We start from the raw sequence: 6852 nt of genomic DNA, 5'->3' as shown, positions 1-6852 counted from the left end.
CTTCAGGCCGGCGACGCCATCGGCGCGCAGATGCGCGACGCCGGCCTGAAGATCAAGCGCACCGTGCTGCCCGCCGCCACTTTCTGGAACGACTGGAGCAAATACCCCTTCTCCTGCACCGAATGGCTCGGCCGCCCGCTCGGCGTCCAGGTGCTGGCGCTCGCCTACAAATCCGGCGCCGCCTGGAACGAGAGCGCCTACGCCAATCCCGAATTCGACACGCTGCTCGACAAGGCGCTGGCGACGCCGGACGCCAAGGCGCGCAAGGAGATCATGGCCAAGATCGAGCAGAATTTGCGCGATTCAGGCATCATCATCCAACCCTACTGGCGCTCGGTCTACCGGACGTACCGCAAAGGCGTCGAAGGCTGCGAACAGCACCAGGCGCTGGAACAGCATTTCGAGAAGGTGTGGATTGAGTCTTGAAGCGCCAACGTTCGCTTTACCTTCTCCCCTTGTGGGAGAAGGTGGATTGTCGCGAAGCGGCAAGACGGATGAGGGGTGTTCCAGCTTGGCGAGACGCCAACAGTAAACGAATCTGAACCAGAGCAGAACCTTCACCGCCTCACTCCGTCACGCACCCCTCATCCGTCTCGGCGCTGCGCACCGATCCACCTTCCCCCACAAGGGGGGGAAGGCAAGAAGCGTCGGCGCTCCTTCAAGTGCGGCGCTGGCCGGTGGATCGCTGCGATCATCTGCGGGTGGAAAATGGCCGGCGCGAATGCCGGTGAGGCAGTTGCCTGAGCCCGCGCCGGCCATTGGCGAACCTAGGTCCGCCGCCCGGAATTTCTACCGCCCCGCTGATGCCCGATCAACCAGGCCGGACGTTTGGTACGGAAGCGGACAAAAGCTCACCGCTCCGCCCTCAGCAGCGTCCAGATCCAGTCAACAAAGGTCAGCACCAGGAAAGGATAGCCGGCGGCGGGCAACGGCGCGGAGGTCGGCAGCAAGGGCGCGCGCCAGAGGATCATGCAAGCCGAGACGACAAACAGCACGGCGGCCACGAGCGCGGTGAGCCGCATCCACAGGGCAAATGTCCTGGGCATGCTGACCATGACCAGTGCTGCTGCCCACAGCGTGATGCCGCCGACATAGGAAGGCACGCTGGCCTCAAGCCCCGCCGCATTGCCCGCCATCAGCAGGGTCTCTCCGGCCAGGAAGGTCAGGAACCCGGCAGCGACGCAGTCATTGCCCAGCCGCTGGTATTTCATCGTCAGCAGCGCGGTGGCGACCACGAGCGCCGCGCCGTCGATCGTCCAGAGCGTTTCGCGCAGCGGAGCGCTGGCGACGAAGGTGCCGGCAAGGCCGAAGGCGCCGCCGATGGCGAGGCCGAGAGAGGCGATGGTGTCTGATGTGGTGCGCATGTGATGTGTCTCCCCAAGCTGGGTGTACGATACGCTTGGGCGCCGCACCATGAACAGCTCAAAGCCGACACGGCCGAGCGCCACCAACCTATCAGTACAAACACCTTCCTGCCCGGCGCGCTGATGGCCAGCCCCCTTCAGCTAAAGATCGCAGCACCGATGGACGGCCCCAGTGCCGGAAGAGTCTTCCGGCAGTACTGTTTTGAATCTCGGCGGGACAGACATGGCGGATGGAGTGAATCGGAAAGCGGGGACCGACCTCGATAAAATTCCAACCGCCGAGTTGTTCGAAACCGACTGGCAGCAGACGCTGGATCTCAAAAGAGATGCATGTGTGCGCGCCAGTAAATTCGCCTGCAGTTCAGACCAACTCCCGGGCGCGGTCCAGAATCTTGTCGATGTGATCGCTGTCAATCAACTCGAGCATCTCTTTCACGGAGCCTGTTTTAAGGGACTTGGTAAACTGCACTATCGAAATAGAAGGGCTCCCGGCATACGAGAGCAGGGCCATTTTAGTGAAGTTTTTCGAAAAAGCAGGATAAAGCGGTGCATCAAACTCCGCGTCCCACTCGCCATTCCGAATGGCTCGCTCTGTGAGAACAGCCATCAAGACGACTCCCAAGGCTCGTTGGACCTTGTGCTTCTTTCCCAAAGGGAAGCCAAAGGCAGGGAAACAAAATTCGATCATGAACCGCAGCGCATTAAAAAAAGCAGACGCATAGATCCTGCGATCATTGCCGAAATCTGCTGCATACAGAGTCGCGAAAATCTGCGCCGCGACGGCATCGGCAATCACATCGAGTTCGCCCAGCTTGTGAGGGCCAGCCGTCTGCTTCAACGTCTGGACATCGGCAAAATCCACCATCCTCTGTGCTACGTGTTGCATTTCGTGGAACAGGTAAATTGATACCGCAGTCTCGCAGAAATCTTCAATGTCAAGGTCACGAAAATCTCTGGATTCCCCAGCTTCCCAGATGAGATTCAGCCCAGCCAAGCTCAGCTCAAGAGTCGCAGTTTTTCGATCGAGGCGAAATGCTGCCTTGCCGAGATCGCTCGACACCATCACCTTTTTTATATCATTCAGTTTCGCGACAGCCGCCCTGGCATCAGAAGGGGCAAGCGTCAAAACGCTCAAATAATTCTCCTTGAACCGGGCGAACACTCGATCGACCGTAATCTGCCATTCCGCAACTGTTCTTGCCATGTCGGCTCCCCAAAAAGAGGAAATGAGGTCGATGGGTAACCCAAAAGTACCCCAACAACAAGTGCAGAGAGAAAAAAATTCCTGTTGCGGCGCACTAAAATTAGGGTTTAATAGCCTCGCTATCATCCATGAGTGATTTGGGGTACCCCCAGGCAAGGGAAACGACGCTTGGTACCTCATTCAAGGGAGGAACAAATGGGTACTTATTCTCAGGGAACGGAAATGACAAGGGGCTCCTTCACGCGCGCATGCCAGCTATCCCTTTTTAGGGGTTGTTTAATAGCGTGTTAACCCTAATTCCTGATCATGAACCAGCAAGTAAATCCGTTGGGATATGATTGAAGTCCCTTATTGGGACCCCCGAAGGGGTACTTCGGGGAACGTTGAGGAGTTCGCTATGACTTATCAGGAGACTGCAGCGCTCGGTCAAAGCGCAAGCGGTGCCGAAGGTGCGCGCGACGGAAGCGCCTCCCAGGAACTGCGGCAATGGACGATCAAGAATTTGGATGCATCTGTAGTTGACAAGGCTCGAGCAGCAGCCAAGCGAAAGGGAATGAAGATTAGTGCCTGGGTGGCCGCGACACTTGAAAATGCTGCCGACATGCAATCCGTCGAGAGCGACCCGTCAAGGAATTCTTTGGCGATTGATCTTGATGAGATTGTCTCAAAGATAGAGGAGATTCGCAGAGAGGATCGACTCTTAATTGAAAGAATTGAGAAGGATATCTCGCAGCTAGTGAAGGGGCAACACGGGATGCTTACAGAGATGCTATCTCGAAGTGGCAAAGGTAGGACTGAGAGCGATCACTCTTAGTTAGCTGGGAACCCACCCGGTCGATACGTTCGGCCAAAGGCCGAACCCGCTCAATCGCCCATCTTCAAGGCCTGGATAAACGCCTCCTGCGGGATATCGACCTTCCCAAACTGGCGCATCCGCTTCTTGCCTTCTTTCTGCTTGTCCAGCAGCTTGCGTTTGCGCGAGACGTCGCCGCCGTAGCATTTGGCGGTGACGTCCTTGCGCAGCGCCGAGATGGTTTCGCGGGCGATGACCTTGCCGCCGATGGCGGCCTGGATCGGGATCTTGAACAGATGGTTCGGGATCAGCTCCTTCAGCTTCTCGCACATCTGCCGGCCGCGCTTTTCCGCCGCCGTGCGGTGCACCAGCATGGAAAGCGCGTCCACCGGCTCTTCATTGACCAGGATCGACATCTTGACGAGGTCGCCCTCCTTGTAGTCGGTGAGGTGATAGTCGAACGAAGCGTAGCCCTTGGAGATCGACTTCAGCCGGTCGTAGAAATCGAAGACGACTTCGTTGAGCGGCAGATCGTAGATCAGCATGGCGCGCTTGCCGACATAGGACAGGTCGGCCTGGATGCCGCGCCGGTCCTGGCAGAGCTTCAATATGCCGCCGAGATAGTCGTCGGGGGTCAGGATCGTGGCGCGGATCCACGGCTCCTCGATCGCCGAGATCTTCACCACGTCGGGCATGTCGGCCGGGTTGTGCAGTTCCTTCATCGAGCCGTCGGTCAGAGCCAGCCGGTAGACGACGCTGGGTGCCGTGGCGATCAGGTCGAGGTTGAACTCGCGCTCCAGCCGCTCCTGGATGATTTCCAGATGTAAGAGGCCAAGGAAGCCGCAGCGATAGCCGAAGCCGAGTGCCGCGCTGGTTTCCATTTCAAAGGAGAAGCTGGCGTCGTTGAGGCGCAATTTGCCGACCGCGGCGCGCAGATCCTCGAAATCGGCGGCGTCGACCGGGAACAGGCCGCAGAACACCACCGGCTGCGCCGGCTTGAAGCCGGGCAGCGCCTTGGCCGTGGTGCGCTTGTCCTCGGTGATGGTGTCGCCGACGCGGGTGTCGGCCACTTCCTTGATCGAGCCGGTGAAGAAGCCGAATTCGCCGGGGCCGAGCTCGTCGACATTGATGCGGGCCGGCGTGAACACGCCGGTGCGCTCGACCAGATGTTTGGCGCCGGTGCCCATCATGCGGATGGTCTGGCCTTTTTTCAGCACGCCGTCGATGACGCGCACCAGCACGATGACGCCGAGATAGGCGTCGTACCAGCTGTCGACCAGCATCGCCTTCAAGGGCGCGGCCGCGTCGCCTTCGCGCGGCGGCGGCAATTGGTGGACGATGGCTTCCAGCACGTCGGGAATGCCCAGACCGGTCTTGGCCGAGATCAGCACGGCGTTGGAAGCGTCGATGCCGATCACCTCCTCGACCTGCTCGCGGATGCGCTCGGGCTCGGCGGCCGGCAGGTCGACCTTGTTCAGCACCACGACGATCTCGTGGTTGTTGTCGATCGCCTGGTAGACATTGGCCAGCGTCTGCGCCTCGACGCCCTGGGAGGCATCGACCACCAGCAGCGAACCCTCGCAGGCGGCCAGCGAACGCGACACTTCATAGGCGAAGTCGACGTGTCCGGGCGTGTCGATCAGGTTGAGGATATAGTCCTCGCCATTGTTGGCGCGGTACTTCAGCCGCACCGTCTGCGCCTTGATGGTGATGCCGCGCTCGCGCTCGATGTCCATCGAGTCCAGCACCTGCTCCTTCATGTCGCGCAGCTCCAGTCCGCCGGTCAGCTGGATCAGCCGGTCGGCAAGCGTGGATTTGCCATGGTCGATATGCGCGACGATGGAGAAATTGCGGATGTGGTCGAGGGGCGTGCTCATGGCGCGCGTTTAGCAGGGGTGGCTTGCCCGAGCAAGCGGCAGGCTGCCGCCGCACATGTAGCGCGGCCCGCTGCCCGGCAAGCCGTACGGCCGCTGCCGCGAAAGCAGAGCAGGCGGCTGCCGGGGCAAGCGGTGCGGGCGCTTGTCGCCTTTTCCTCCGGATTCCTCGAAAAATCGATAAATTTTAACCACACGCGTTAGAGCATAATTTGTGATCGGCATGTTAGCGGAGGGAAATATCTGATGTAAGGACGAAGGCATGCGGGGGCTTGCAGGCAGTTTTATCGAGTCGCGGAGCGGCTCGTTCGCACCGATACTTGTTCTCGCCATGATACCGCTGATCACCGCGGTCGGCTTTTCCGTCGACTACACCTCCGCGGTCCAGACCAGGTCGACCGAGCAGGCGGCACTCGACGCCGCGATCCTGTCGATCACCACGATGGACACGGCCTCGACGAAACCGCAGCGTCAGTTGGTGCTGCAGGATACCTACAAAGAAAACGGCGGACAGGGCACTGCGACGCTGAACAGCTTCGACGTCAGCGCCAACGGCACCGCCACCGCGCAGGCCACCGCGAGTTTCGCCATGAAGACCGTGTTCATGCAGATGGCCAGGATCCCTACGGTGGCGATCGGCGTCACGTCGGCGGTGAACAAGGCGCCAGCTTTGGTGGAGGCGACCTTCAAGGTCAGCGGGGTGTCGGGTTACTGGAACAAGACAATGACGCTCTACGGCACGATGTTCGGTGCGAAGGAGGGCAAGCCTCTGATGACGATCGATTACAAATACGGCGGGGGCACGGATCCCAAAGGGTACGGCACCACCACCGTCAGCAAGATCGACAGTCTGGGCGTCGCCACGGTGGCCCAAACGCAGGTTTGCAAGGTCGGCAAAAAGGCGCCTGACGGGGTGACGCTGAACACCGACCAGTTTGGCACGAAATATTACTGCGTCGACACGATGGCTGCCGGCAACACCGCCGGTGCCTCAATCGACGTCAGCCAGATGGCTGGCCTCTATCTGCAGATGAACGTCCCATCTGGCAATCCGCAAAACCTCTATTCGAACGATCCGGCCACGTCCAACCGGCTCTATAGCTCGACAAGCAAGGACATCCCCCCGGCCGAAATGGCGACCGGCCAGATCGTCGATATCTTTGGCCTCGTTCCTTGTGGATCGACAGCCTACCAGGCCTGGGAAGACGGCGGCAACAAGGTCCCGGCGCCCGTCAGCAACGCCGACTTCTTCTACAACGTCACCGGCAAGTGCGACTTCAACAAGCGGCCCAACAACACGCGGCTGACGCAGTAGAAGCTGCTCTTCTTGCCTTCTCCCCTTGCGGGAGAAGGAAGAACGCTAGCGATCACAAACCGGTGAGCGCTGTAACGAAGGCGCCGACAGCGGCGAAGTGGGGATATCAGCGGTGCATCCAGGCGCCGCCGCCCACGGAGCAAGCCGATGTCCCGCAAGTTCGTCACAGTGTCCAGCCTCTCGGCGCTTGCGCTGGCGGTGTCGCTCGGTGCGGCGGCCGCCCAGCCGCTCAGCGTGGTCGAGCTGTTCACCAGCCAGGGCTGCTCGTCCTGCCCGCCAGCCAACGCCAATCTGATCAGGGT

General features: G+C 60.0%; 6 protein-coding genes and 1 pseudogene. 4 read left to right on the top strand and 3 right to left on the bottom strand.

Annotated elements, in window-relative coordinates:
• Positions 1–426: pseudogene (locus EN939_RS15390) on the top strand (ABC transporter substrate-binding protein); the annotation flags it as partial.
• Between the two features lie 425 nt (positions 427–851).
• Here EN939_RS15390 and EN939_RS38065 read toward each other — a convergent pair.
• Entirely contained in the window at positions 852–1364 is a 513-nt protein-coding gene (locus tag EN939_RS38065) for a hypothetical protein (protein ID WP_164748708.1), read from the bottom strand.
• 361 nt (positions 1365–1725) lie between these two features.
• On the bottom strand, positions 1726–2568 hold the full coding sequence (locus EN939_RS15375) for a hypothetical protein (RefSeq protein ID WP_127268674.1): 843 nt from the start codon (positions 2566–2568) through the stop codon (positions 1726–1728).
• A 397-nt stretch (positions 2569–2965) separates the two neighbouring features.
• Between EN939_RS15375 and EN939_RS15370 the strand changes: the two genes are divergently transcribed.
• Complete coding sequence (locus EN939_RS15370; protein ID WP_127268673.1) at positions 2966–3382, top strand: hypothetical protein; 417 nt, start codon at positions 2966–2968, stop codon at positions 3380–3382.
• A gap of 50 nt (positions 3383–3432) precedes the next feature.
• Here the strand turns inward: EN939_RS15370 and lepA are convergent, their stop codons facing one another.
• On the bottom strand, positions 3433–5238 hold the full coding sequence (gene lepA / locus EN939_RS15365) for a translation elongation factor 4 (RefSeq protein ID WP_127268672.1): 1806 nt from the start codon (positions 5236–5238) through the stop codon (positions 3433–3435).
• A 259-nt stretch (positions 5239–5497) separates the two neighbouring features.
• Between lepA and EN939_RS15360 the strand changes: the two genes are divergently transcribed.
• Both EN939_RS15360 and EN939_RS15355 read left to right on the top strand, forming a co-directional pair.
• Entirely contained in the window at positions 5498–6550 is a 1053-nt protein-coding gene (locus tag EN939_RS15360; protein WP_127268671.1) for a TadE/TadG family type IV pilus assembly protein, read from the top strand.
• Between the two features lie 147 nt (positions 6551–6697).
• Positions 6698–6852: DUF1223 domain-containing protein (locus tag EN939_RS15355; RefSeq protein ID WP_127268670.1), on the top strand; the 155-nt coding region annotated here is incomplete at its 3' end.

Origin of the sequence: Mesorhizobium sp. M7A.F.Ca.CA.002.05.1.1, from assembly GCF_003998335.1 — a bacterium.
Classification (GTDB): domain Bacteria; phylum Pseudomonadota; class Alphaproteobacteria; order Rhizobiales; family Rhizobiaceae; genus Mesorhizobium.
Note: the sequence above shows the minus strand (reverse complement) of the source record. Positions and strands in the feature narration are given on the sequence as shown.